Source organism: Pseudomonas lopnurensis, assembly GCF_015070855.1.
GTDB classification, from domain to species: Bacteria; Pseudomonadota; Gammaproteobacteria; order Pseudomonadales; family Pseudomonadaceae; genus Stutzerimonas; species Stutzerimonas lopnurensis.
The window spans coordinates 1-26,209 of record NZ_JADDIX010000049.1; the positions used below are offsets into that span (position 1 = coordinate 1).

Consider the following 26,209-nt stretch of genomic DNA (forward strand, 5'->3'; position numbering starts at 1 on the left):
GTTGGGCTTCGCTGCGCTCAACCCAACCTACAACCCTGGCGGCCTTGGGCAAATATCGCGCATACCCTACGTTGCAACCGTGCCGGATATCGAAAGGATTACATCGCCTCCAGCCTCGCCATCAGGTCGCTCAGCCGCTCCGCTTTCTGCTCGCTGACCGCATCGCCCTCCAGCGACTCGATATAGCCGGCCAGCTCGCCGACGGTGGCGCACTCGAACATCGCCCGCAGCGGCACGTTGCGCTGCAGCGCTTGCTGCACCCGCGAGGCGATGCGGGTGGCCAGCAGCGAGTGCCCACCCAGCTCGAAGAAGTTGTCGTGCACCCCGACCCGCTCGACCTTGAGCACCTCGGCCCAGATCGTCGCCAGGGTTCGCTCCAGCTCGCTGCGCGGCGCCAGGTAGACCTGCGCGCACGCCTGGCCGAGCTCGGGCGCCGGCAATGCGCGGCGGTCGAGCTTGCCGTTGGCGTTGCGCGGCAGGTTCTCCAGCAACAGCCAGTGCGCCGGCACCATGTAGTCCGGCAGCTCGGCGCGCAGGCGCTGCTTGACGCGCTCGAACAGCTCGCCGTGCAGCAGCGGCGCGGTGGCGGGGGAAAGCTCCGCCAGCTCCATGTCATCGGCCACCAGGTAGCCGACCAGGTACTTGCCGTTGGCGCCCTCGTGCACCGCCACGGCGGCCTCGCGGACTTCGTCATGCTCGTGCAGGCGCGCCTCGATCTCGCCCAGTTCGATACGGAAGCCGCGGATCTTCACCTGATGGTCGACCCGCCCGACGAACGCCAGCAGGCCGTCGGGGCGCCGCCGGGCCAGGTCGCCGCTGCGGTACAGGCGCCCGCCGGGGTGCACGGCGAAAGGATCGGGCAGGAAGGCCTGGGCCGTGCGCGCCGGGTCGCCCAGGTAGCCACGGCCGACGCCGGTGCCGGCGACGTAGAGTTCGCCCTCCGCCCCCGCCGCTACCGGTTGCAGGTCGTCGCCCAGCAGGTACAGGCGGTTGTTGTCGGTGGGGCCGCCGATCGGCAGGTAGCTGCCCTCGGTGGAAGCCGGGTCGACGCGGAAGAAGGCCACGTCGTCCGAGCACTCGGCCGGACCGTAGGCGTTGACCAGCCCCACCGCCGGATGCCGGAGCAGCCACTGGCGCGCCAGCTCCGGCGGCATCGCCTCGCCGGTGGGCAGCAGCCAGCGCAGCGCGCCGGTATCGCCCAGCCCTTCGGCGAGCATGCCCTGGATCAGCGCCGGGACGCTCTCCAGCACGCTGACGCCGTGCTCGCGCACCCAGCCCAACAGCGCCTGCGGGTCATGGGCGAGGATGTTCGGCGCGATCTCCACCCGGCCGCCGAACAGCGGCGCGGCGAGGAACTGCCAGACCGAGATGTCGAAGCACTGGGAGGCGGTCTGGGCGATCGCGTCTTCCTCGCCCAGTTCCAGATAGGGCACCTTGGACAGCTGGTTATTGAGCATGCCGGCCTGTTCGACCATCACGCCCTTGGGCAGGCCGGTGGACCCGGAGGTATAGATCACGTAGGCCAGGCTGTGCGGCCCGCCATGAATACCGGGATTGCGCGTCGACCCATCGGCTGCCTGCACCTCGTCCCAGACCAGCAGTTTGGGACGGCACTGGCAGCAGAGCTCGTCCAGCAGCGCGCCGGCCTGCGCCTCGCATTCGGCGCTGCACACCAGCACCTGTGCCCGGCTCGCCGCCAGGATATGGCGCTGGCGCTCCAGCGGGTGCGCCGGATCCAGCGGCAGGTAGCCGGTGCCGGCCTTGAAGCTGCCGATCATCATGCCGAGCAGCGCCAGGCCGCGCTCGGCGAACAGCGCCACCGGCCGCTCCGCCTTCACCCCGGCGGCGAGCAGCGCATGGCCCAGGCGGTTGGCGCGCGCATTCAGCTCCGCGTAGGACCACTGCGCGTCCAGGCAGCGCGCGGCGATACGCTCGGGATGCTCCGCCACCCGCGCCTCGAACAGCCGCACGTAGCCCTGTTCCAGCGGGTAGTCGCGGGCACTGCGGTTGCAGTCCTGGATAAGGAATTCGCGTTCACCGGCAGCCAGCAGCGGCAGCTCGTCGAGCATGCCGTGGAAGCCGTCCACCAGCGCCAGCAGCAGCCGCTTGAAGTCGCCGAGCAGGCGCTCCACCGTGGCCTCGTCGAAGTAGCGCCGATCGAAGGACAGGTGCAGGCCCAGTTCGTCACCCGGGTAGCAGACCACCGTCAGCGGGTAGTTGGTGTGCGTGCGGCCCGACTCGGAACGCGCCCGCAATCCCTGGGCGCGGGCCAGCACGGCGCTATCCACCGGCGCGTTCTCGAACACGAACAGGCTGTCGAACAGCGGCTGGCCCTTGGGCAATTCGCTGCATTCCTGGATGTCCACCAGCGGCAGGTACTCGTGGTCGCGCAGCGCCAGGTTGCGCGGCAGCAGCTCGGCCAGCCACTCGCGCACCGGGCGCCGCTGACCGACGTCGGGCAACCCCAGGCGCAGCGGAATGCTGTTGATGAACAGGCCGACGGTGCTCTGCAACTGCGGCATGTCCAGCGGACGGCCGGCCACGGTGACGCCGAAGGCCAGGTCGCGCTCGCCGCTGTAGCGGTGCAGCACCAGGGCCCAGGCGGCCTGGGCGAAGGTGTTGACGGTCAACTGGTGACGCTGGGCCAGCTCGCGCAGGCGCGCGCCCTCGGCGGCGTCGAGGCACGCGTGCAGGTCGCCGACGCGCATGCCGCCGGTGTGCTCGCGCAGCAGGGGACGGTCGCTGGGGATAGAGGTCGGGCGCTCGAAACCGCGCAGGTTGTCGCGCCACCAGGCACGCGCGGCATCCAGGTCCTGGCGCTGCAGCCAGGCGATGTAGTCGCGGTAGCGCGGCGCGCTCGGCAGTTGCGGCTCGCGACCTTCGCCGAGGGCCGCGTAGAGATCCATGAAGTCGCCCATCAGCAGCCCGCGGCACCAAGCATCGATGAGGATATGGTGGTTGCTCATCATGAACCAGTAGCGCGCCGCCCCCAGGCGGATCAGGCGCAGGTGGAACGGCGGCTCGCGCAACAGATCGAAGCCCGCCTCGCGCTCCTCGCGGTGCAACGCCTGCAGGCGCTCCTCGTGGCCATCCTCGGGCAGCGCGCTCCAGTCCAGGTGGTCGATGCGCAGCGCGCCCGGCTTGTGCACGATCTGCAGCATGCGCTCGCCGGCGTTCCAGCAGAACGATGCGCGCAGCGCCTCGTGGCGCGCCACCACCGCCTGCCAGGCGCGGTCGAAACGCTGCGGGTCGAGTTCGCTGTCGATCCGGTAGCGGTCCTGCATGTAGTAGATGCCGGTCCCCGGTTCCAGCAGGGTGTGCAACAGCAGGCCCTCCTGCATCGGGCTCAGCGGGTAGACGTCGTCGATGCGCGCGGCCGCTACCGGCAGCGCATCGAGCTGGGCCTGGCTCAGGCCGGCCAAGGGGAAGTCCGATGGCGTCGCGCCGCCCGCGCCCTCGCTCAGGCAGTGCGCCACCAGCTGGCGCAGCTCCTCGACCAGCGCCTCGGCCAGCGTGCGCACCGTGGCCTCGTCGTAGCGCCCGGCGCCGTAGGTCCAGCGCATGCCCAGTTCGCCGCCGTAGACCTGGGCGTCCAGCGACAGCCAGTTGGGCAGCGGCGCATCCTCGGCGTGGGCCGCGCCGGTCGCCGCATCGAGCGGCTGGAACAGCGCCTCCTCGCTGAACTGCTGGTCGAACTGGCCCAGGTAGTTGAAGGTGATCCGCGCCTGCGGCAGCGCCTGCATCGCGGCGCGGCTGGCGGCATCGCCCAGATGGCGCAGCACGCCGTGGCCGAGGCCCTTGTGCGGCACGCCGCGCAACTGCTCCTTGATCGCCTTGATGGCCTGCCCCGGCTCGGCCGCCGGGCGCAGGCGCAGCGGATAGGCGCTGGTGAACCAGCCCACCGTGCGGGTCAGATCAAGGTCGTCGAACAGCGGTTCGCGGCCATGTCCTTCCAGCTGCACCAGCACCGAATCGCGTCCGCTCCAGCGGCACAGCACCCGCGACAGCGCGGTCAGCAGCAGTTCGTCGACCCGCGTGCGATAGGCCGCCGGGGCCTGCTGCAGCAACTGGCGGGTGGTTTCGGCGTCGAGCCGCACGGCGACGCTGCGGGCATCGCAGTAGCGGTCGTCGGTCCCCGGACGGTCGCAGGGCAGCTCGTCGTCCGCGCCCTCGAGCTGCAGCTGCCACCAGCCCAGCTCCTCGCGCAGCGAGGAGCTGGCGGCGTATTGCTGCAGGCGCGCGGCCCAGTCGCGCAGGCCGTGGGTGCGCGCCGGCAGCGCCGGAGCCTCTCCGGCGCCCAGTTGCCGATAGAGGTTCTGCAGGTCCTCCAGCAGCACCCGCCAGGACACCCCGTCCACCGCCAGGTGGTGGATGGCCAGCAACAGTTGCTGGCTGCCCACCTCGCCTTCGACCAGCACGCCGCGCAGCAACGGCCCGCGGACCAGGTCGAGGCTGCGCTGGGCCTCCTCGAAACGGGATGCGGCATCCGCCACTCTGGATTGCCAGAGCAGCAACTCGTCGTCGGCGCCCGCAGCCCGGTATTCGGCCTGCCAGGCCCCGTCGACCTGATGGAACGCCAGGCGCAGGGCATCGTGATGCTCGACCAGCAGATGCAGCGCACGCGCCAGCAACCCGGCGTCCAGCGCTTCGCGTGGCGCCAGCAGCAGCGACTGGTTCCACTGCCGCGGATCGGCCAGGCGCTGCTCGAAGAACCAGTGCTGGATCGGGGTCAGCGGCGTGGCGCCGACCAGCGGGCCCTGCTCGGTGCGGGTTTGCACCACGCTGCCCGCCGCCGCGGCCAGGGCGCGCACGCTCTGGTGCTGGAACAGGTCGCGTGGAGTGAAATGAATGCCCGCCTGGCGGGCGCGGCTGACCACCTGGATCGACAGGATCGAGTCGCCGCCCAGTTCGAAGAAGTTGTCGTCCAGACCGACCTGCTCGACGTTCAGCACGTCGCTCCAGATCGCCGCCAGCCGCTGCTCGCGTTCGTCGCGCGGCGCCTGGTAGGCCTGTCGTTGCTGCGTGGTGTCGGGCGCCGGCAGCGCGCGACGATCGAGTTTGCCGTTGGGGGTCAGCGGCAGGCGCTCGAGCAGCAGCAGGTGCGCCGGCACCATGTAGTCGGGCAATTGCGCGCGCAGATGGGCCTTGATCGATTCGCGCAACTCCGCCTCGTCAAACCCCGTGGTGGCGGTCGCCAGGTAAGCGGCCAGTTGCTTGCCGGACGGCGTATCCAGTGCCAGCACCGCCGCGTCGGCCAGCGCCGGATGCTCGCGCAGGCGCGCCTCGATCTCGCCCAGTTCGATGCGGAAACCGCGCACCTTCACCTGCTGGTCGATACGGCCGAGGTATTCCACTCGGGCGTCGCTACGCTGCCCGTCATCGTCCAAACGCACCCGGTCGCCGCTGCGGTACAGCCGCGCCCCGACGGGGCCGAATGGGTCGGGCACGAAGCGCTCGGCGGTCAATGCCGGGCGTCGGTGATAACCGCGCGCCAGCCCGGCCCCGCCCAGGTACAGCTCGCCGGCGGCGCCCTGCGGCAGCGGCGCCAGGTCGGCATCGAGGATGGCGCCGCGGCGGGCACCGACCAGGCTGCCGATCGGCACGCCGGCGGCAACCGCTTCCAGGCGCTCCGGCGCCAGGCTGGCCAGCGGCATGACCACCGTCTCGGTCGGCCCGTAGGCATTGAAGAAGCGTTCCGGCGCGAAGGCCGCACGAATCCGCTGCAGATGCTCGCCGGTCAGCGCCTCGCCACCGGTGATGCACAGGCGCACCGGCAGGCGTTCGCCGCGCATGGCCAGCCACTGCGCCAGCTGGCTGCCGTAGCTGGGGGTGAAGGCGAGGATCGTGACGCCCTGCTCGCGGATCAGCCCGCAGATCGACTCCGCGTCCCACTGCCCCTGGCCGCGCAGCACCACCCGCGCGCCGCACAGCAGCGGCGCGAACAGCCGCTCGCTGGCGGCGTCGAAGTTGATCGAATAGAAGTGCAGCTCGCAGTCGTCGGCACGCATGCCGAAGCGCTCGATCACCGCGCGGCAGTGCATGGCGATCTCGCCGTGGGACACCGCAACGCCCTTGGGCTTGCCGGTGGAGCCGGAGGTGTAGATCAGGTAGGCCAGGTTCTGTGGCGTGGCGCTCCTCGGCAGTGCACCGCTGGCATAGCCGTCGAGGGCGGCCAGATCATGCTCCAGGCACCAGCGGCCCACACCGGCCGGCAGCTCGCCGAGTGCCTCGAACAGCCCGGCGTGGCCCAGCAGCAGGGCGATGCCGCTGTCCTCGATCAAGTAGCGCAGGCGCTCCAGCGGGTATTCCGGGTCGAGCGGCACGTAGGCGCCGCCGGCCTTGAGGATCGCCAGGATGCCGACGACCAGTTCCGGCGAACGCTCCAGGGCGAGGCCGACCGGCACTTCCGGGCCGACGCCGCGCTCGCGCAGCACACGGGCCAGGCGGTTGGCCTGGGCATCCAGCTCGGCATAGCTCAGGGTCCGCTCGCCGAAGGTCAGTGCCGGCGCCCTGGGCGTCGCCTCCGCCTGGCGGGCGAACAGCTCGTGCAGGCAGGCATCCAGCGGGAATTCACCGGCCGGCTCGGCCAGGGTGGCGGGCTCGCTGTCGGCCAGCATCGGCAGTTCGGCGAGCCGCCGCGATGGCGCCTCGATCATGGCCGCCAGCAGGCGCGTCCAATGCTCGGCCATGCGCGCGATGCGCGGCTCGTCGAACAGGTCGCAGCTGTAGGTCAGGCAGCAGCCCAGGCGCTGGCCGAGGTCGGTCACCTCCAGGTAGAGATCGAACTTGGTCGCCCGCGCATCGTTGACCAGGTATTCGACGGTCATCCCGGCCAGTTGCCGGGTCTGCTGGAAGGCCCAGCGCTGCACGTTGCACATCACTTGGAACAGCGGGTGGTAGGCGGCGCTGCGCGGCGGCAGCAGGGACTCGACCAGTTCGTCGAACGGCAGGTCCTGGTGGGCCTGGGCCTCGATGGCGGTGTCGCGCACCTGGTCGAGCAGCTCGGCGACGCTCATCTGCCCGTCCAGCCGGCAGCGCAGTACCTGGGTATTGAGGAAGGCGCCGATCAGCCCTTCGCTCTCCGGACGGATGCGGTTGGCCACCGGCGCGCCGATGCGCAAATCGCCCTGCCCGGAATAGCGGAACAGCAGCAGCGCCAGGGCGGCGCTGGCGGTCATGAACAGCGTCAGGCCATGGGCGGCATTGTAGGCGCGCACCCGCTCGGCCAGCGCCGGATCGAGTTCGAAGCGGTACAACCCGCCGCGGTGGCTCTGCAGCGGCGGACGCGGGCGGTCGGCGGGCAGCTCCAGCAACGGATGCTCGTCGCCCAGCTGCGTACGCCAGTAGTCCAGCTGGCGCTGGCGCTCGCCGGCGTCCAGCCAGCGGCGCTGCCACTGGCTGTAGTCGAGATACTGCACCGGCAGCGGTTCCAGCGGCGACTCGCGCTCGTCGAGGAAGGCCTCGTAGAGCAGCCCCAGCTCGCGGGCGAACACGTCCATCGCCCAGCCTTCGGTGACGATATGGTGCAGGGTCACCACCAGATAGTGCTCGCGCTCGGCCGCCTTGACCAGGCACACCCGCAGCAGCGGCCCACGCTCCAGGTCGAACGGCTGATGCGCCTGTTCGTCGGCCAGCGCCTGCAAACGCGTCTGCCGTTCGTCCGCCGGTAGCGCGCAAAGGTCCAGCCACTGCATGCGCAAGTCGGATTGTTCGGCCACCCGCTGCCAGGGTTTGCCATCGTCGCTGGGGAAGGTGGTGCGCAGGGTCTCGTGGCGCTGCACCAGCGCCTGCAGGGCGGCCTCGAAGCGCTGCACGTCGAGCACCCCGCTCAGCCTGGCCATACCGCCGACGTTGTAGGCCGGGCTCTCCCGGTCGAGCTGCCAGAGGAACCACATGCGCTGCTGGGAGTGGGACAGCGGGATGCGCTGGCCACGCCCCGCCCGCTCGATCACGCCCCAGCCGTCGCGCGCGCCCGCGGCCTGGAGCCGGGCCACCTCGGCGGCGAAGCCGTCCAGGCGGCTGGCCTCGAACAGGCTGCGCAGCGGCAGGTCGACGTCGAACGCCTGGCGCACCCGCGAGACGATGCGGGTGGCCAGCAGCGAATGGCCGCCCAGTTCGAAGAAATCGTCCTCCAGGCCGACGCGCGGCAGGCCCAGCACTTCCTGCCAGATAGCGGCCAGGCGCTGCTCGCGCTCGTCGCGCGGAGCGACGTACAGGCGCATTTGCCAGTCCGGCTCCGGCAGCGCCTTGCGGTCCAGCTTGCCGCTCGGCGTCAGCGGCAGCGTGTCGAGGCGCACGAACCGGGCCGGCACCATGTAGTCGGGCAGGCTGGCGGACAGGGCTCGCTTCAGGCGCTCGGCCAGGGACGTGTCGTCTTCCGCGCCGCCGCAGGTCAGGTAGGCGACCAGTTGCGAACCGCCCGCGCCTTCGCGCAGCAGCACCGCGGCCTGGCGCACCGCCGGCTGTGCCAGCAGCTGCGCGCGGATTTCTTCCAGCTCGATACGGAAGCCGCGCAGCTTGACCTGCTCGTCGATGCGGCCGAGGAACTCCAGCGCACCGTCGTTGCGCCAGCGCGCCAGGTCGCCGCTGCGGTACAGCCGCGTGCCCTCCTCGCCCGGCACGAAGCGCTCGGCGGTCAGCGCCGGGCGCCCCAGGTAGCCGCGCGCCAGCCCAATGCCGCCGAGCAGCAGCTCCGCCACGGCACCGGCGGGCGCCAGCTCCAGTTCGGCGTCGCGCAGTTCGCAGAGCACATTGGCCAGCGGCCGGCCGATCGGCACCCGCACGCCCTCCTCGTCTGTGCAGCGCCAGTGGGTGACGTTGATCGCCGTCTCGGTCGGCCCGTAGCGGTTGTGCAGCGCCACCTGCGGCAGCCGCTCGCGCACGCGTAGGCACAGTTCGCCGGACAGTGCTTCGCCGCCGGCGAACAGGTGCTTCAGGCTGCGGCACTCGTCGACGCTGTCTTCCTCTATGAACAGTTGCAGCAGCGGCGGCACGAAATGCAGGCAGGTCACCCCGTGCGCCCGCACCAGCTCCGCCAGCCGGCGCGGATCGCGGTGCTCGCCATCGGCGGCCAGCACCAGGCGGCTGCCGGCGATCAGCGGCAGGAAGCATTCCCAGACCGAGACGTCGAAGCCGAGCGGCGCCTTCTGCAGCAGCACGTCCGAGGCATCCAGCGCGTATTCGCGGCGCATCCAGTGCAGCCGCTCGCTCAGCGCGCCGTGAGTGACGCCAACACCCTTGGGCCGGCCGGTGGAGCCGGAGGTGTAGATCACGTAGGCCAGGTTGTCGGCGTCCAGCGCCAAGGGCGGCGGCGTGTCCGGATAGCCGTCGGCGTCCAGCTCCTCCAGAGCAAGGCTCGCCAGCCCGGCCGGCAGTTCCAGCCCCTCCAGCACCCGCCGGTGGCCCAGCAGCAGGCGCATGCCGCTGTCCTCGATCATCCAGGCCAGGCGTTCGCGCGGGTAGTCGGCATCCATCGGCACGTAGGCGCCGCCGGCCTTGACCACCGCCAGCAGCGCCACCATCAGCTCCACGCCGCGCCCGACCAGCAGGCCGACCCGCACTTCCTGCCCGACGCCCAGCTCGCGCAGATGATGAGCCAGGCGGTTGGAACAGCGCTCCAGCGCGGCATAGTCCAGGCTCGTCTCGCCACTGATCAGGGCGACGGCATCCGCTGTCGCGCGAGCCTGGGCGCTCAGCAGTTCCGGCAGCAGGACGCTGGCCGGCTCGGCCGGCTGGCGGCCCCAGCCCTGCAGCTGCCGGCGCTCCTGGTCATCGAGCAAGGGCAGGTCGCCGATGGCGTGCTCGGGGCTCTCACCCACCTGCTCCAGCAGGCGCACGAAATGCATGGCGAGACGCTCGACGGTGGCGCGCTCGAACAGCTCGCTGGCGTAGTCGAAGGCCAGGCGGATGCGCCCCTGGCGATCCTCCTCGCTGTGCAGTTGCAGGTCGAACTTGGCCTCGCGGCTGTTCCAGGGCAGCTCCTCGGCGAGCAGGCCCGGCAGGCGGCGCAGCGCCTCCGGGTCGCGCTGCTGGTGGTTGAACATCACCTCGAACAGCGGATCGCCGCCGAGCGCCTCGACCACCCGTTCGAACGGCAGGTCCTGGTTGGCCTGCGCGCCCTCGACCGTGCGCCGGGCGGCCTCCAGCACGTCGACGAACGCCTGGCGCGAACCCAGGCGTCCGCGCAGCACCTGGGTGTTGATGAAGAAGCCGACCAGCCCCTGCAGTTCCCGGCGCCGGCGGTTGGCGTTGGGCACGCCCAGGCGTATGTCGGCCTGCCCGGTGTAGCGGTGCAGCAGGGTCTGGAAGGCCGCCAGCAGGACCACGAACAACGTGGTCCCTCGAGCCTTGGCCAGGTTTTGCAGGCGCTCGCCGAGGACTTTGTCCAGACGCAGGCCGAGGCGCTCGGCAGGTGAATCCTTGCCGCTGCGCGGCCGGTCCAGCGGCAACGCCAGGGGCTCGCGCTCGCCGTCCAGCTCGGCGCGCCAGTAGTCCAGTTGTGCCGCGTACCGGTCGCCGTCATCCCGCTGCCAGGCCGCGTAATCGGCGTACTGGATCGGCAGGGCCGCCAGCGCCGCCGTCTGCCCCTGGACATGAGCCGCGTAGAGCCGGGCGAACTCGTCGAGCAGCAGGCCCAGCGACCAGCCGTCGGCGACGATGTGGTGCAGGGTCAGCAGCAGCAGGTGCTCCTGCTCGTCCAGGCTCACCAGCCGCACGCGCAGCAGCGGGCCGTGCTCCAGGCCGAAGTGGACGTGTGCCTCTTCCTCGCGGATCGCCCGCGCCCGTTCCTCGCGCTGCGGTTCCGGCAGCGCGGAAAGATCGTCGCGCAGCAAGGTCCATTCGTCGGCCGTGCCGATGCGCTGGAAGCCGACGCCGTCCTCCGCGTAGAAGGTGGTGCGCAGCGACTCGTGGCGCTCGACCAGCGTCGCGAAGCTGCGTTGCAGCGCCTGATCGTCCAGCTCGCCGCGCAAGCGCAGGCCGCCGGGAATGTTGTAGGCGACGCTGTGCGGCTCCAGTTGCCAGAGGAACCACAGGCGATTCTGCGCCGCCGACTGCGGCAGGACGCGGTCGCGCGGCACGCGCGGGATGCCGGCGGCGGCCGCGCCGCCCCGGGCCAGCAGGCGTTCCACCGCCTCGGCGAAGCCCTGCAGGGTCGGCGCCTCGTACAGGGTGCGCAGCTCCAAGTCTATGCCGAGCGCATCGCGCAGCTCGGCGATCATCTGGATGGCCTGGATGGAGTTCCCACCCAGGGCGAAGAAGTGGCTGTCGGCCGTCGGCCGTTCGACCTTCAGGCTCTCGCGCCAGAGCCCGGCGATGCATTCGGCGAGAGATCGCGCGGCGGCCGGAGCCTGGCTGGCCGGAGCCTGCCCGTCATACTGCAGGGCCAGCGTCTCCAGCGCGCCGGACTCCAGTAGCGCGCGGCAGGCGGAACGCTGCAGCTTGCCGCTGGAGGTCTTCGGCAGGGTGCCGGGCGCCAGCAGTGCGACGAGGCCGGGTGCCTCGTTGTGGGCGATGGCCACCGCCTCGCGGATGCGCTGGATCAGCTCGTCGAGCGGCACCTGCCTGGCGGTCCGTCGGCCGATTTCGGCGGCGATGCCCAGCGCCTCGCGTCCCTCGTGCACCACCGGGAAGGCCGCCACCCGGCCGCTGCGCACGTCCTCGACCTGCTCCTCGACGGTGCGCTCGATGTCCTGGGGATAGAGGTTCTGACCACGGACGATCAGCATGTCCTTGAGCCGCCCGGTGACGAACAGTTCGCCCTGGTGACGAAAACCCAGGTCGCCGGTGCGCAGCCAGGTGCGGCCGTCGCGCTCGACGAAGGCTTTCGCGGTCGCCTGCGGGTTGCGCCAGTAGCCCTGGGCGATGCTCGGCCCGCTCGACCAGATCTCGCCGACCCGGCCGTCGGCAAGCGTCTCGCCGCCCTGCGAATCGACGATCAGCAGCGGATGGTCGGGCTGCTCCCAGCCGCAGCTCATCAGGGTCGAACCCTCGCCGGGCTCGGCGCGGTTCGCCGCCAGCGCGGCGGCGTCGACGTGCAGGGCGGGGATGCCCTGCCCCGGTCGACCGCCGGTGACGAACAGGGTCGCCTCGGCCAGGCCATAGCTGGCCAGGTAGGCCCCGGGCCTGAAACCGCAGGGCGCGAACCGCGCGGCGAAGGCTTCCAGGCTGTCCTGGCGGATCGGCTCGGAGCCGGAGAAGGCGACGCGCCAGCGGGACAGGTCCAGCCCGGCCAGCTTGCCCTCGGCGATGCGCTCATGGCAGAGGCGGTAGGCGAAGTCGGGGCCGCCGCTGATGGTGCCGTGGTAACGGCCGATCGCCTCCAGCCAGCGCAGCGGCCGCTCGAGGAAGTATTGCGGCGACATCAGCACCACCGGCACGCCGCTGTAGATGGCCTGCAGCAGCCCGCCGATCAGGCCCATGTCGTGGTACAGCGGCAACCAGCTGACGATCACGTCGCCATCGCCGATGCCGTAGCCCTGGCGGATCAGCCACTCGTTGGCTTCCAGGTTGGCATGGCTGACCTGCACGCCCTTCGGCATCGCCGTGGAACCGGAGGTGTACTGCAGGAAGGCGATGGCGTCGGCCGGGACCTGCGGCGCCTGCCACTCGTCGCCCGCGGCCGGGTCCAGTTCGTCCACCGGCAGCAGGGCGGGCAACGCGCCGCCGAAGGTTTGCCCCAGCCCGGCCAGCGATCCGGCCAGCCGACCGGTGGTGAGGATCAGCGCCGGCTCCGCGTCGGCGACGATCGACACCAGCCGCTTGAGGTGCTGCGCCTGGGTGGTTTCCGGCGGGTAGGCCGGCACCGCGATCACCCCGGCGTACAGGCAGGCGAAGAACGCCGCGACGTAGTCCGGCCCGCTGGGGAACAGCAGGACCGCTCGCGCGCCCGGCTCGACACGCTGCGCCAATGCCGCCGCGATGACCCGCGCCCGGCGATCCAGCTGCCGGTAGCTCAGCAGCTCTTCCCCATCGCTTCCCAGAAAGCGCAGCGCCAGCCGATCCGGCTGGGCCACAGCCCGGTTCATCAGGGCGGCGGCCATGGAAACCGGGCGTTCGAAGGTATCCGTCATCTCTGCACCTTTCTCGATTCATCTGCACGGGGGCGAGTCAGCGGGGCGCACGACGGCCCCGTTTCATAGGAACGATGACGGATCGAGCGGAGGGAAAATTAGGGGACGGCAGTGGTTTGCCGGCAACGGCGGCGACACCTCGCTCGAAAGCGCGGCAAGCGAGTAAATATCACCTGGAGGTAATCGTTCTGTCTTCACCGGAGCTGATGATCGAGCGGCGTCCACCCTGGGTTCAGAGTGGGCCGCAGCCGGAACTTCTGGCAGGCCTACGGCCTGCATCGCCGCGAGGGTGCGCCTCCCACAGGGTTTGGCGGGGCTTGCAGGTTTGCTGGGAGGCCCGACCTCGGGAGGGCATCTCTCACCGGTTCGGTGTATCTCGGTGCGTTTGCGCAAGGCCTGGCCTCAAGGCACTGCGCCGCCCTCATCTCTCGAGGTTACGGCTCCTTCAAATGATAATATAATCATTCGCATTTGACATAGATTCTTACAATGCCTACCGTAATTTGCGCCGTAAGGGACACACGAAATCTCGTCGCAACCTCTCGCCGCATAGGGTAGAACCATGCAGGAATTTGGATCCGCAGAGTGCACTGCCGAAAGAAACCCTTCGCTGCTACAGGCGTTGGTGGATAACCGCTCGACACTGGTCAAGACCGCCGCGCGCATCACCGGCTGCCACAGCCGGGCCGAGGATGTCGTCCAGGACGCTTTCTTCAGGCTGGCCGGCGTGCAGAAGCTCACCCTGCCGCTGAAAGCCCAGGTCAATTACGTCTTCAGGATCGTGCGCAACCTGGCCATCGACCATTACCGCAAGCAGGCGATGGAGCAGAAGTACGCCGGCAGCGAAGAGGAAGGGCTGAACACCGTCAACCACGGCGATACGCCGGAAACCACCAATCTGCACCAGGAGACCCTGGACATCATCGACGGCGCATTGAACCAGCTGCCGCCCCGAACCCGCTACGCCTTCGAGATGTATCGCCTGCATGGCGTGCAGCAGAAGGACATCGCCAGGGAGCTGGGCGTCTCTCCCACGCTGGTCAACTTCATGATCCGCGATGCGCTGGTGCATTGCCGCAAGACGATCGGCCCGACCCTCGACTAGGGTCAGGGTCGAGCCAGCCATGGAATATCGGAGCACTGTAGGAGCAGGCCATGCCCGCGATCGCGCGCATGGCGCGCTCCTACAGGAACCGATTCCTGATGCGAAGGATGATCTAGCACCGTGAAGTTCTGCGAACAGCCGATACTCGAAAAGGACATCTCGATTTCCGGCTGCGTGATCGTCGGGGCCCGCTTCGACCCGGGCTTGTTGAGCCCCGCCTGCATCGCCCGCAGCGGCATCGCCCTGCCCGCCGGCATCCAGCGCGCCAGGCCGGTGCGTCAGGCCGAGTTCATCGCGGGCCGGCTGTGCGCCGGAAAGGCCCTGGAAATGCTCGTCGGCCACGCCAGCGTGCCCCCCCAGGGCGCGGACCGCGCCCCGCAGTGGCCCGCCGCCGTCTGCGGCTCCATCACCCACAACCGCCACCGCGCCCTGGCCATGGTGGCGCGGCGCGAGGACTATCTCGCCGTGGGCATCGACATCGAAACCTGGCTCGACGACCGGCAGAGCGACGAACTGGCCGGGGAGATCCTGACCGGGAGCGAGCGCATGCGCCTGCAGCAATTGCCGGTGGAACAGCGCGCCCGGCTGCTGACCCTGACCTTCTCGCTCAAGGAAAGCCTGTACAAGGCGCTCTATCCCCTGACCGGCACCCCGTTCTATTTCGAGCATGCCGAGCTATCTGAGTGGAGAGCGAACGGCCAGGCCAGGCTGCGGCTGCTGTGCGACCTGTCCGAGGATTTCCCGGCGCACAGCGAGATCGCCGGACGCTTCCAGCCCATGGAAGACGACCTGCTCAGCTACGTGGCCATTCCCTGGCAGAAACCAGGAGCATGTGGTAGGAGCGGGCCATGCCCGCGATAACTCGCAGTGTCAGGGTTCGCGAGCATGGCTCGCTCCTACGGGGCGATGAACGTGGGAACGGATGCTACGAGGGACTCCAGCCCCCACCCAACGCCCGGTAGAGCACGACGCTGGCCTGCAGCCGGGCCTGGCGCAGTTGCACCTGCTGGTCCTGCGCCGCGTATAGGGCGCGCTGGGCATCCAGCAGGGTCAGCAGCGTCTCGGAGCCGGCGCGGTAGCGGACCTGCGCCAGTTCGAAGGCCTCGCGGGCCTGGCGCAGGCGCTCGTCCTGGGCGGCCATCTGGGCCTCCAGGCCACTGATTGCGCTGAGGCTGGTCTCCACATCGGCGAAGGCGGCGACGATGCTCTGGCGGAAGTACGCCAGTTGCTCCAGCCGCTGCGCTTCGGCCAGGTCGCGCTCCGCCCGCAGGCGCCCGCCATTGAAGATCGGCGCCACGGCCGCGCCGGCCAGGTTGTAAAGGGTGCTGTCGAACAGTTGCGATACCCGCTCGCCGGCGAAGCCCAGCCCTGCGCCAAGGTCGATGCTCGGCAACAGGGCGGCGCGGGCCGCGACGATATTGGCGTTGGCGGCCGCGAGGCGAGCCTCGGCCTGCGCCAGGTCGGGGCGGCGCAGCAGCAGTTCCGCCGGCAGCCCGGCGTCGATCGTCGGCCAGTCGAGCCCGGCCAGCGAGCCGGCGCGTATCGACAACTGCTGGACCGGAATGCCGAGCAAGGCCGCCAGGGCGACCTCGGCGTCCGCCACCTGCGCCCGCAGTGCCGCCGCCTCACGCCGTTGCTCGGCCACCAGGCCGCGTTGCTGGGCAAGCTCCAGGGCAAAGGCCGCGCCGGCGCGGTAACGCGACTCCACGGTGGCCAGGACCCGCTCGGCATTGTCCAGATTGAGGCGCGCGATAGACAGCCGCTGGCGCAACCCGACCACCTGCAGCCAGTTCGAGGCCACGCTTGCGGTCAGCGTCAGGCGCACCGTCGCCAGGTCGAAGCGAGACGCCTGCCATTCGGCCCGGGTGGCATCCCGCAAGGCCACGTTGCGCCCCCAGAAATCCAGCTCGTAGCGGGCCCGGAAACCCAGCGAGAAGAAGTCGCCGTCGACCCCGACGTCGCCGCCCAGGCGCCTTTCGCGGCTGGCGTCCAGGCCGATCTCGAGCTCCGGCGACAGCGCCGCGCCGGCCACCCGGGCCAGGGCCCGCGCCTGGGCCACCCGGGCCACGGCCGCCTGCAGGTCCAGGCTGCCCGTTTCCGCGCGGGCGATCAGGGCGTCCAGCTCGGCGCTGCCGAAGCGCCGCCACCAGTGCGCATCGACATCGCGCTGCTGCCGTGGATCGGTCGCCGGGTATCGCCACTGGGCGGGCGGCGCCAGGCCGGGATCGACCGATGCCCGCTCCAGCGTGCACCCCGGCGACAGCAGTGCCGCCAGCAGCAGCGCCCACGCCCGAGCACGATAGCCGGCGACGCGCCGACGCATGGCCTGCATGAAGTACATCCTCATCTACTCGCCTCCCAGGGCCACGACCGGATCGAGCCGCGCCGCCTGGCGCGCCGGCATGTAGCCGAACACCAGGCCGGTCACCAGGGCGCAGCCGAACGCGCCGAGGATGCCCGTCAGCGAGAACACCAACGGCACCTCGGAAAGGATCAGGGCGGCACCGACGAACAGCCCCACCGCGACGCCGGCCAGCCCGCCGACCAGCGACACCAGCACCGCTTCGCTGAGGAACTGGCGGAGGATGTCCGCCTGCCTGGCTCCCGTGGCCATGCGAATGCCGATCTCCCGCGTGCGCTCGCGCACGGTCATCAGCATCACGTTCATCACGCCGATGCCGCCCACCACCAGCGATACCGCGGCGATCAGGCTGAGCATTAGGGTCATGCTGTCCTGGGTGCGGGTCTGCGCGGCGATGCTGGCCGCCGCGTTGGCCATCGCGACGTCGCGCAGGCCGTGGCGCTCGAGCAGCAGCGCGTCGATGGCCGCCTGGGTGTCCTCGATGCGCGCCACATCCTCCACCGCCACCACCGTGTAGGTCGGCTCGCGCTGGCCGAACACCTGGACGCCGGCGATGCCGAAGGGCACGAAGATCAGGTTGTCGTCGTCCCGGTCGCCGCTCAGCGCGCCCTTCTCGCTCATCACGCCGATCACCAGGAACGGCGTGTTGCCGATCAGGATGCTCTGTCCCAGCGGGTCCCCGACGTCCGGCATCAGGCTGTCGACCACCTTCTGCCCGAGCACCGCGACCCTGGCCATCTCGCGCTCGTCCTGCGCGGTGAAGAAGCTGCCGAGCGCCACCGGCCAGGTCTGGATCCGTGGCAATTCGGCGCCGGTGCCGCGCACGTAGAGCTGGAGGTCGACGCTGCCGTGGCGCACCACCTTGTTGCCGGTGACGTTGGGCAGCACCAGGGCGATGTTGGGCAGTTGCGCGACGGCCTCGAGGTCCTCCAAGGTGATACTGCGGCCCGGGATGCGCGAACTCTCGCCGATCGACGAGACGAAGATCAGGTTGGTGCCGAACGCCCCCATCTGCGCCACCACCTGCTGGCGCGTGCCCAGGCCGATCGCCAGCATGACGATCACCGAAGCCACGCCGATGACGATGCCCAGCAACGTCAGCCCGGTACGGAAACCGTTCGCCCACATGACCCGCCAGGCGGCCCGCACCACCTCCGCCAGGCCGCTCAGCGGCACGTCCGACCTGCCCGGGTGCGGCCCGGCGGGCAATTCGGCCATGGGCGCGGCGAGGGACTGCCCGGCATGCCCGCTGTCGGCGACGATCCGGCCATCGTGAATCTCGATCACCCGCCGCGCCCGCGCGGCCACCTGGCGGTCGTGGGTGATCAGGATGATGGTGTGGCCGCGTCGGGAAAGCTCGTCGAACAGCGCCATCACCTCCTGCCCGCTGTGGCTGTCCAGCGCGCCGGTGGGCTCGTCGGCGAGGATGATACGGCCGCCGTTCATCAGCGCCCGGGCGATCGACACGCGCTGCTGCTGGCCGCCGGACAACTGGTTGGGCCGGTGCTCCAGGCGTTCGCCCAGGCCGAGCCGCGCCAGCAGTTCGGCGGAACGCTCGCGGCGCCGCGCGGGGGCCATGCCGGCATAGATCGCCGGCATCTCGACGTTCTCCCGGGCACTGTCGATGGCGATCAGATGGTAACCCTGGAACACGAACCCGAAGGCTTCGCGGCGCAACCAGGCGAGCTCGTCGGCCTGCATGGCCGCGACGTCCTGGCCGTTGAAGCGGTAGCGGCCGCTGGTCGGCTTGTCCAGGCAGCCGAGCAGATGCATCAGGGTCGACTTGCCCGACCCGGAGGCGCCGACGATGGCGACGAACTCGCCCGCCTCGATGCACAGCGACACGCAATGCAGCACCTCGACCTGCGGGCTGGCGCCCCCGCCATAGGACTTGCGGATGTCCTCCAGTTCGATCAGGGCAGCGGTCGGGCTCACCATTGGAACCTCGCCGGCCGCTCGTTCTCCGCCGTCTCGCCGGCAATCAGCCGCTCGCCCTCCCCCAGCCCCACCAGCACTTGCGCGCTCAGCCGGTTGCGCACACCCAGTTGCACCTCGCGCGGCTCGACCTCGCCCGCCGCGTTGAGCACGCGAACCTGGTAGTACCCTGGCCGGTCCGCGGGACCGCCGAGCGAGCGCAGCGGCACCAACAGGGCATCTTTGGCCGCGGCGACGACGAAGGACACCTGGGCCGTCATCTGGGCCATCAGTGCGCCGTCGGCGTTGTCCACGTCGAACAGCACGGTATAGAGGATCACCTTGCTGGTGGACGGCGCGAGCGCCGTACCGGCACTCTGTCCCTCCGGCTCGGCGGGCGCCGGCAACACCTGCCGCACCCTGCCCGGCCAGCGTCGGCCGTCGCCGCCCAGGGTGGAGAAGTACACCGGCATCCCGGCCTTGACCTTGACCACGTCGGCCTCGGAGACCTCGGCCCAGACCGTCATGGTCGACAGGTCGGCAATGCGCAGCAGCGCCGGGGTCTGGTACGTCGCATTGAGGGTCTGGCCCTCCTCCGCGTTCACCGACACCACGGTGCCCGCCATGGGCGCATAGATGCGCGTATAGTCGAGCTGCGCCTCGTCGCCGGTCAGTGTCGAGCGGGTCTGCTCGATCTGCGCTTTCAGCTGCTCGATACGCGCGGCGGCCATCCGGTGCTCGGCCATGGCCGTCTGCACGTCCTCCAGGCGCGTCGCACCGTCCCGGTGCATCTGCCGCTGACGCGCCTGTTGCTGGCCGGTCAGCTCGAAACGCGCCTGCGCCTCCATCAGTTGCGCCTGCAGGTTGGCCAACTGGGCCCGCCCTGCGTTGACCGTCGCCTGCGGAATGCGCGGGTCGATCTCCACCAGTAGCTGGCCCTTCTCGACCCAATCCCCGGCTTTCACGTGCAACCGGTCGATCTGCCCGGACACCCGGGCGCCGACCTCCACCTGGTGGCGCGGTTTCAATGTGCCGATGGCGCTGACCGTGGCCTCGATATCGCCGCGGGTTAGACGTACCAGCTCGTACGGCATGTGCCTATCAGGAAAGCCCCACTTCGCGCCCAGCAGAGCTAGAGCCACTAGCGCGACCATGGCCAGTGTCGCACCTCGCTTGCTCACAAACATCTTCCGCATCCGTTGTCATGGTTTTGATTCGCTACCGTGAGCGTTGATGGAACCACACAGTACTTTTGTCCATGTAAGAGCAACGAATTGGCGTCAGCTATTTTTACCTGTGAATTTCCATGTGGCCTGCCAGGGATAGTCAGAAGCAGTCTCGACCTCAGCGCCTCCTGATTTTTTGAAAGCGGTCGATAGGGAAAACTCCCCGATCATCCAGCTTCTCCAACCGTCACCTCGCAGCGGCCATTTCCTGCATTACAGACGCACCACGCCTGCGGCACCAGCGGATGCCGATGCGTCATCCAGGTATGCGCGGCGCACCGCCAAGCCGAAGAAGATGGCCTCGGCATCTTTCACCGAGAGCCCTCTCGCCTTCCCACCAGGCAAGGGGCGGGCTGTGGATCGAGAAGCCAAGTGTTACCATTAGCCACTTTCGCGCCGTGCTGGATGCCCGAGGCATCCGTGGACGCCGGCAAGACGACGCCCGACACACCTATGCAACCATGTGCCTGATGGCCGGCATGAACCCAGTGTTCATACGAGCCCGCTCGGGCATGGCGTGCAGATGTTGCTCTCACCCCATGCCAAACGGCTGAGCTCGGTCTCTGACAGGAGCGAGTTCGAAAAGCCGCCTGCCAGGATAGAAAGCGGTACGGAATTGGTATAGGGAACGAAGACAGGCGATTAATCACCCTCTGTAAACCCGCAGGACAAGCACTTTGATCTCCACCGCCAACATCACCATGCAGTTCGGTGCCAAACCGCTGTTCGAAAACGTTTCCGTCAAGTTCGGCGGTGGCAACCGCTACGGTCTGATTGGCGCCAATGGCTGCGGCAAGTCGACCTTCATGAAAATCCTCGGCGGCGAGCTGGAGCCGTCCGCCGGACAGGTCATGCTCGAACCCAACGTGCGCTTGGGCAAGCTGCGCCAGGATCAGTTCGCCTACGAAGAGTTCAGCGTGATCGACACGGTAATCATGGGCCATGTCGAGTTGTGGAAGGTGAAGGCCGAGCGCGACCGCATCTATTCCCTGCCGGAAATGAGCGAGGAAGACGGCATGGCCGTCGCCGAGCTGGAAGTGCAGTTCGCCGAGTACGACGGCTACACCGCCGAATCCCGTGCCGGTGAACTGCTGCTCGGCCTGGGCATCCCGCTCGAGCAGCACTTCGGCCCGATGAGCGCCGTCGCCCCAGGCTGGAAGCTGCGCGTACTGCTGGCCCAGGCGCTGTTTTCCGATCCGGAGGTGCTGCTGCTGGACGAACCGACCAACCACCTGGACATCAATACCATCCGCTGGCTGGAGTCGGTGCTCACGGCGCGCAACAGCACCATGATCATCATTTCCCACGACCGTCACTTCCTCAACAGCGTCTGCACGCACATGGCCGACCTGGATTACGGCGAGCTGCGCCTGTTCCCAGGCAACTACGACGAGTACATGACCGCCGCGACCCAGGCCCGCGAGCGCCTGCTGTCGGACAACGCCAAGAAGAAGGCGCAGATCGCCGAGCTGCAGACCTTCGTCAGCCGTTTCTCCGCCAACGCTTCCAAGGCCAAGCAGGCCACCAGCCGCGCGAAGCTGATCGACAAGATCCAGCTCGACGAGGTCAAGCCGTCCAGTCGCGTCAGCCCGTTCATCCGCTTCGAGCAGTACAAGAAGCTGCATCGCCAGGCCGTCACGCTGGATCGCGTCAGCCAGGGCTACGACGGCACTGCGCTGTTCCAGAACCTGAATCTGCAGGTCGAGGCCGGCGAACGCGTCGCCATCATCGGCCCCAACGGGATCGGCAAGACCACCCTGCTGCGCACCCTGGTCGGCGAGATGCCGGCGATGTCCGGTGAGGTGAAGTGGACCGAAAGCGCCGACGTCGGTTACTTCGCCCAGGATCATGCCGAGGACTTCGAAGACGACGTCACCCTCTTCGACTGGATGGGCCAGTGGACCCAGGGCGGCGAGCAGCTGGTGCGCGGCACCCTCGGCCGCATGCTGTTCTCCAACGACGAGATCAAGAAGTCGGTGAAAGTGATCTCCGGCGGCGAGCAGGGCCGCATGCTGTTCGGCAAGCTGATCCTGAAGAAGCCCAACGTGCTGGTGATGGACGAACCGACCAACCACCTGGACATGGAATCCATCGAGGCGCTCAACCTGGCGCTGGAGAACTACCCGGGCACGCTGATCTTCGTCAGCCACGACCGCGAGTTCGTCAGTTCGCTGGCCACTCGCATCATCGAGCTGTCGGAAAACGGTATCACCGACTTCAGCGGCAGCTACGACGACTACCTGCGCAGCCAGGGCGTGCTCGCCTGAGCGAAGCAATGAAAATGAAAAAGCCCCGCATCTGACGGGGCTTTTTCATACATGGCGGTGAACATCCGGCACGCCGGCATCAGCCTACCGCCGTGCTCCAGTCGATCAGCCCCAACTGCCAGGTGCCGAGGATCAGCAGCCCGAAGGCGATCCGGTACCAGGCGAAAGCGGCATAACTGTGGTTGCCGATGAACTTGAGCAACGCCCGTACCGCCAGCATCGCGAAGACGAAGGAGGTGACGAAACCGATGGCGAATACGGCGAAATCGCCCGGCTGGAACAGGTCGCGATACTTGTAGCCGGAGTAGACTGCCGCGCCGACCATGGTGGGCATCGCCAGGAAGAACGAGAACTCGGTCGCCGCCTTGCGCGACAGCCCGAACAGCAAGCCACCGATGATGGTCGAGCCCGAACGCGACGTGCCCGGCACCAGTGCCAGGCACTGGGCGAAGCCGACCTTCAGCGCCAGCGTCCAGGTCATGTCATCGACGCTCTCGGCGCGAATGGTATGGTCGCGCTTCTCGGCCCAGAGCATGACGATTCCGCCGATCACCAGCGCCATGGCCACGGTGATCGGGTTGAACAGGTATTCGTGAATCACGTCGGCAAAGGCGACGCCCAGCACCACGGCGGGCATGAACGCGACCAGCAGGTTGGCGGTGAATTTCTGTGCCTGGCGTTCGTTAGGCAGGCCGACCACCACATCGATGATCTTGCGCCGATATTCCCAGATCACCGCGAGAATCGCGCCAAGCTGAATGATGATGTTGAACGCCAACGCCCTTTCGCCACCGAACCCGATCAGATCCGCGACGATGATCTGGTGCCCGGTACTCGAAACCGGAAGAAACTCCGTCAACCCTTCGACCACACCCAGAATCAACGCCTGCACGGCAATCCAAAGATCCATCCACTCCCCATCAGCGATGCAGCCCATCGCGCCTGAAAATACAACCAAGGTATAGGCCAGATAACCATCTGGCCGCTGTTCTGACTCATTGCGCAGCAGTAAATTCCACCGCGAGCGAAGCGGCGCTCATTTTTAGCCACATGCGGCCGAAAAGCTATCAGGGGATAAGCGATGGCACTCGTTGCGGATGCGACAGGTTGCTTGCCTCCGGCAAATGCGAACTCGCCTACGACTAGAAGAAGAAACCCCAGGAGCTATAGCAATGAATCTGCTGCGTAACTTTCCCATCAGCAAACGCCTGTGGCTGATACCGGTGGTTGCCATAGCCATGCTGTTCATCCTCGGAGTGCTGATGATCCAGCAGGTCCGCACGGACCTTTATCGAGGCAAGCAGGAGATGACCCAGCATGTGGTGGAAACCGCGGCGGGCATCTTCGAACATTACCGACAGCTCGAAACCAGCGGAGCCATGAGCACCGCCGAGGCCCAGCGCGCCGCGATCGAGCAGATCCGGCTGCTGCGCTACGACGGCCAGGACTACTTCTGGATCAACGACCTCGCCCCGACGATGATCATGCATCCGATGCAGCCCAAGCTCGACGGCCAGGACCTGTCCCGCGCCAAGGACCCGGACGGCAAGGAGCTGTTCAACGAGATGGTCGCCGTCGCCAAGCGTGACGGCGCCGGCCCGGTCGCCTACATGTGGGCCAAGCCTGGTGAAGCCGACCCCGTACCGAAGATCTCCTACGTGCAGCTGTTCGAGCCCTGGGGCTGGATCATCGGCTCCGGCATCTATGTCGATGACGTGGAGCAGGAATTCAGGAACTATCTGGTGCGTTTTTCCATGATCGGCCTGTTCATTGCCGCCATCATGGCTGCCCTGGTCGCGATCCTGATCCGCAGCATCACCCAGCCACTGCACCACACGATGTCCGCGATGGCCAACATCGCCAGCGGCGAAGCCGACCTGACCCGCAGCCTGGACGTGTCCGGCAACGACGAACTGACCGCCCTCGGCCGCGATTTCAACAGCTTCACGCAGAAGCTGCGCGCCGTGGTCGGCCAATTGTTCGAGACGGCCGGCGCGCTGGACCAGTCCTCGCGCTCGCTCAGCCAGTTGTCCGGCCAGGCGCATGAACAGAGCCAGCAGCAGATGCTGCAAATGGAGCAAGTCGCCACCGCCGTCAACGAAGTTACCTACGCGGTACAGGAAGTCGCCAAGAACGCCGAGCACGCCTCGACCGAAGTAGGCACCGCCGAAGGCCAGGCCGGCCAGGGCCAGCGCAACATCGAGACCAGCCTGCAGCAGATCGACCAGCTCTCGGCCACGATCGGCCAAGCGGTCGAAGTGATTCAGTCCCTCGCCGACGAAACCACCAAGATCGGCTCGGTACTCGAAGTGATCGGCTCGATTGCCGACCAGACCAACCTCCTCGCCCTCAACGCCGCCATCGAGGCTGCACGGGCCGGCGAGCAGGGCCGAGGATTCGCCGTGGTGGCGGACGAGGTCCGTCTGCTGGCCCAGCGAACCCAGCAATCCACCGCTGAAATCCACGGCATGATCGAGCGCCTGCAGAAAAACTCCGGTGCGGCCGTGAATGTCATCCTGGAGAGCAATCGTGCCTCCCAGCTCACCGTGGAACAGGCGAGCCAGGCTGGTGAAAGCCTCGGCGAGATTGCCCAGGCGCTGCGCAAGCTGTCCGGTCTCAATGCGTCGATCGCCAGCGCAACGCTGCAGCAGTCCCACGTGGTCGAAGACATCAACCAAAACGTGACCCAGGCGGCGGGCCTCGCCCAGGACAGCACCTATGCCGCCGAGCAGTCCAGCGAAGCCGGCAAGCGCCTGGGCGAACTGGCCGACCAGCTCAATCGGCTGTTGAGCCAGTTCAAGGTCTGAATGGCCGCCCCGGTCCGACCGCCTCTCGCGGAGCGGACCGGGAACAGGCGAACCCTCCTTCCAGCGCCGTGGGTTGAGGAGCGTAGCGACGAAGCCCAACGCATTCGTGCCCGTTGGGCTTCGCCACGCTCAGCGCCAACCTACCCACGAGCGTCCGATCGCTCGAACATCGGCTGTTGCAGACACTTCCAGCAAGGCCCTGCCCCCCATAACGGGGACATAGGCATTTCTCCCGGCGATCGCGAGCTTGCGCGCTGTCGCTTCGCGAACCCCGTCACAATCCAACCTAAAAATAGTCGGCATGGATACTGCGGCAAGTTGCCGCGGAATCCGGACCGCCCGAGCCAGGTCCCGAGCGCCCTCTTTTGCTTATAAAAGCACGCTAAAACAATCGGTTAGTCGAGCCTGCCGGGCTACCGACGAGCCGGCACGCACCTTATACCTTTGGCTAATTGCAAAAAAAATCCAGGGTTTTCGAACTTCCAATGTGACTCCCAAGTCCTCTGCTTACATCAACTGCATGTAAGGCCAATGCCATAGCCTGGCTGCAGGCGAAACCGTATTTTTGGGTATCACACAGAGAGACATGCCCCATGCACACCCCGCTGCGTATCAACGAAGCCCTTTTGATCACCGACCGTGCGTTCAAGCCTTTTCAGTGCGTCGCCTGGACGCTGCCTGAAGGGAACGGTGAAGTCAGCATCACCGTCGTGGATCGCGCCGAAGCCCGCCTGCTGGGCCGCTGCAAGATGTCCAGCAGCGTCTTCACCGATCCCGTCAGACTCGGCGAAACCCTGGAGCAGACCCGCGAGCAGCTGAGCCGCGACGGTGCCCATTTCTCGCCGTGGCACATGCCCGAGTAAGCGACAGAACAGCAAAAGCCCGCAGTTGCGCTGCGGGCTTTTTCTTGGTCCCCGTAGGCTGGGCCGGGGCGCGTAGGTTGGGTTGAGGAGCGCAGCGACGAAGCCCAACAGGTTCGTGCCGATCCCCGTTGGGCTTCGCTGCGCTCAGCGCCAACCTACCCGTAGCCCCGCCTGGTCGTGCAGCCCCGATTCTTTTCTTCGGGACGCATCTTCGCCATGCCGATGGATTCGACTGATCCATTCACCTGTTCGATGGTCTGATCCAGAACAAGCGAAGCAGGAGAATCCCATGAAAGGCGCCGAAGCCTACGTCAACGATCAATGGCACAGCAGCGGCCTGGCCAACCTTCCGCAAGGGCCGGATGCGCACCATGTGAAACTTCACTTCATCGTCCCACGGCATGCCCAGTTCACCGCGCTGATCACCCATATATGCGAAGTGGCGCAACAGCACCTGTGCGAGTTCTACCCGGGCCGCAAAGTCACCCACAAGCCTGTCGTGGGTTCGGTGGTCGGCGACGGTACTGGCGACGGCCTCGAACTGGAATTCGATGTGGCCCCTGCCAATTAGGGGCTAGAACATTGACAGCTCGCC

11 protein-coding genes are annotated in these 26,209 nt (G+C 68.0%); 6 read left to right on the forward strand and 5 right to left on the reverse strand.

What is annotated here, in order from left to right; all coding sequences use genetic code 11:
• Positions 1 to 98: 98 nt before the first annotated feature.
• Entirely contained in the window at positions 99 to 13,070 is a 12,972-nt protein-coding gene (locus IN820_RS09410; protein ID WP_193680723.1) for a non-ribosomal peptide synthase/polyketide synthase, read from the reverse strand.
• 562 nt (positions 13,071 to 13,632) lie between these two features.
• Here IN820_RS09410 and IN820_RS09415 point away from each other — a divergent pair.
• Entirely contained in the window at positions 13,633 to 14,175 is a 543-nt protein-coding gene (locus IN820_RS09415) for an RNA polymerase factor sigma-70 (protein WP_193680724.1), read from the forward strand.
• Positions 14,176 to 14,295: 120 nt separating this feature from the next.
• Positions 14,296 to 15,036: a 4'-phosphopantetheinyl transferase family protein gene (locus IN820_RS09420; RefSeq protein WP_193680725.1), complete on the forward strand. Its 741-nt coding sequence runs from the start codon at positions 14,296 to 14,298 to the stop codon at positions 15,034 to 15,036.
• Between the two features lie 64 nt (positions 15,037 to 15,100).
• Here IN820_RS09420 and IN820_RS09425 read toward each other — a convergent pair whose 3' ends face one another.
• Genes IN820_RS09425 through IN820_RS09435 form a run of 3 tightly spaced genes read right to left on the reverse strand, consistent with a single transcriptional unit; the run spans position 15,101 to position 19,647 of the window.
• The gene (locus IN820_RS09425) at positions 15,101 to 16,507 is read right to left on the reverse strand and encodes an efflux transporter outer membrane subunit (protein WP_235989110.1); all 1,407 of its coding nucleotides are present in this window, start codon (positions 16,505 to 16,507) and stop codon (positions 15,101 to 15,103) included.
• A gap of 15 nt (positions 16,508 to 16,522) precedes the next feature.
• The gene (locus tag IN820_RS09430) at positions 16,523 to 18,475 is read right to left on the reverse strand and encodes a MacB family efflux pump subunit (protein ID WP_193680726.1); all 1,953 of its coding nucleotides are present in this window, start codon (positions 18,473 to 18,475) and stop codon (positions 16,523 to 16,525) included.
• The gene (locus tag IN820_RS09435) at positions 18,469 to 19,647 is read right to left on the reverse strand and encodes an efflux RND transporter periplasmic adaptor subunit (RefSeq protein ID WP_207793562.1); all 1,179 of its coding nucleotides are present in this window, start codon (positions 19,645 to 19,647) and stop codon (positions 18,469 to 18,471) included. Before IN820_RS09435 ends, IN820_RS09430 begins: the two co-directional genes overlap by 7 nt.
• Before the next feature lie 707 nt (positions 19,648 to 20,354).
• On the opposite strand from IN820_RS09435, the gene IN820_RS09440 reads away from it, so the two are divergent.
• Entirely contained in the window at positions 20,355 to 21,944 is a 1,590-nt protein-coding gene (locus IN820_RS09440) for an ABC-F family ATPase (RefSeq protein ID WP_193680727.1), read from the forward strand.
• Positions 21,945 to 22,023: 79 nt separating this feature from the next.
• On the opposite strand, the gene IN820_RS09445 is transcribed toward IN820_RS09440, so the two are convergent.
• Positions 22,024 to 22,854 carry an undecaprenyl-diphosphate phosphatase gene (locus tag IN820_RS09445; protein ID WP_193680728.1) on the reverse strand — a complete coding sequence of 277 codons (831 nt, stop codon included), beginning with the start codon at positions 22,852 to 22,854 and terminating at the stop codon, positions 22,024 to 22,026.
• Between the two features lie 262 nt (positions 22,855 to 23,116).
• On the opposite strand from IN820_RS09445, the gene IN820_RS09450 reads away from it, so the two are divergent.
• The 3 genes from IN820_RS09450 to IN820_RS09460 all read left to right on the forward strand — a co-directional run bounded on the left by IN820_RS09450 (position 23,117) and on the right by IN820_RS09460 (position 26,185).
• Entirely contained in the window at positions 23,117 to 24,751 is a 1,635-nt protein-coding gene (locus IN820_RS09450) for a methyl-accepting chemotaxis protein (RefSeq protein WP_193680729.1), read from the forward strand.
• A 593-nt stretch (positions 24,752 to 25,344) separates the two neighbouring features.
• On the forward strand, positions 25,345 to 25,614 hold the full coding sequence (locus IN820_RS09455) for a hypothetical protein (RefSeq protein WP_193680730.1): 270 nt from the start codon (positions 25,345 to 25,347) through the stop codon (positions 25,612 to 25,614).
• A gap of 289 nt (positions 25,615 to 25,903) precedes the next feature.
• Positions 25,904 to 26,185: a hypothetical protein gene (locus IN820_RS09460; RefSeq protein ID WP_193680731.1), complete on the forward strand. Its 282-nt coding sequence runs from the start codon at positions 25,904 to 25,906 to the stop codon at positions 26,183 to 26,185.
• The last annotated feature ends 24 nt before the right edge of the window (positions 26,186 to 26,209 follow it).